This window comes from Neorhizobium sp. T6_25 (assembly GCF_002968555.1).
Lineage (GTDB): Bacteria > Pseudomonadota > Alphaproteobacteria > Rhizobiales > Rhizobiaceae > Neorhizobium.
In genome coordinates this window covers 1-1,353 of the sequence record NZ_PVBL01000063.1, presented here as the reverse complement: position 1 = coordinate 1,353, position 1,353 = coordinate 1, and the positions used below count along the sequence as shown (strand labels likewise).

The 1,353-nt window shown below is 59.7% G+C and carries 1 protein-coding gene; it reads left to right on the top strand.

What is annotated here, in order from left to right; translation table 11 throughout:
- Positions 1 to 1,173, top strand: a 1,173-nt coding sequence (locus tag C5L10_RS33320) for a TolC family protein (protein ID WP_105433209.1), incomplete at its 5' end; no start/stop codon positions are given.
- Positions 1,174 to 1,353 lie beyond the last annotated feature (180 nt).

The following is a 1,353-nucleotide window of genomic DNA, read 5'->3' as shown; positions in this document are numbered from 1 at the left end:
CGCGATTACGAAAACTTCAAAGGCTCCGATGCGAGCCTGACGATTACTCAAACGTTGTTTGACGGCGGCAGCCGGCGCTCTCAGGTAGAGCAGCAGGCGTCGCGCGTTGATGGCGCTTCGTTCCGCGTTGTTGAGCGGTCCGAGTCGCTGGCTCTTCAGGTCACTCAAGATTATCTTGAGTATATCCTGCAGTCCAAGATCGTCGGCATTGCCCAGCAGAACGTCGCGGCTCACAACCAGATTCTCGGCGATATCGGTGCCAGCATCCAGGGCGGTGCCTTGACCGACGCCGACCGTCTGCAGGGCCGTGAGCGCCTCGAGGCGGCACGAGCCCGGCTGCGCGAAGCCCAGGAAGAGCTGGAACTGACGAAGATCCGCTTCCTGAAGACGGTCGGAGAGCCGATCGGTCCGGTCAAGGTGCCGGTGTCGCTCGCGAAGTTCATCCCGAAGACGCTCAACGACACAATCTTCATCGCCAAGAAGAACAGCCCGCAGATTCACGCGGCCGATGCCGATGTCGATGCGGCTGATGCCGGTGTGCGTGGTTCGCGCGCCAATTATCTTCCGAAGGTCGATCTTCAGGGTAGCGCACGTGTCGGCAACGACATCGATGGCAACCAGGGCAATACCAACGACGTCCAGGTCGGCGTCACCGCCCGCTGGAACCTCTATCGCGGCGGTATCGACCAGGCGCGCGAGCAGGAGCAGATCCGTCGCGCCAGCGAACAGCGTTACGGTCTGGCGCAGGCCCATCGCGAGGTTGAAGAATCCATCCGCTCCGCATGGAACGAGCGCAGCGGCCGCGGCGAGTTGTCGACGATCCTGGCGCGCCAGTCCTCGACGAACGGCAGCCTCGTTTCCTCGTATCGCGAGCAGTTCAAGGTCAATCAGCGTTCGCTTCTCGACGTGCTGGATGCCCAGAACACCCGTTTCAACACCAGCATTCTTGCGGAAACCGCACGATTTGCTTCGCTTTTCGCCGAATACAAGATCCTGGCCGCATCGGGCAGCCTGCTTCAGTCTATGAAGCTCAAGCCCGTCGGTCAGGCTGAGGCGTATGCCCGGAATGAGTTTGCTGTCCCGGGTGGCGTCACGAATCCTGGCTATGTCGAAGTTGACTCCCGTCAAAAGGCTGGCATGCCCATGGATCTCCTGGCGCCGATCCGACAGTAACGGATTGGCAAGGACCAAATGCTCAACGTAAAGCTCGACCACGCAGACACGACGCCGTTTCGGACATTTAAAACTGCATTCAGGTCTGTTGCGAGCTTTTACGGGCGCCCGACGTCAGACATCGTCCTGTTTTCCGGATTGCCGGATGAGATTTCCGAATCTCTTGAACTGGACGATGTC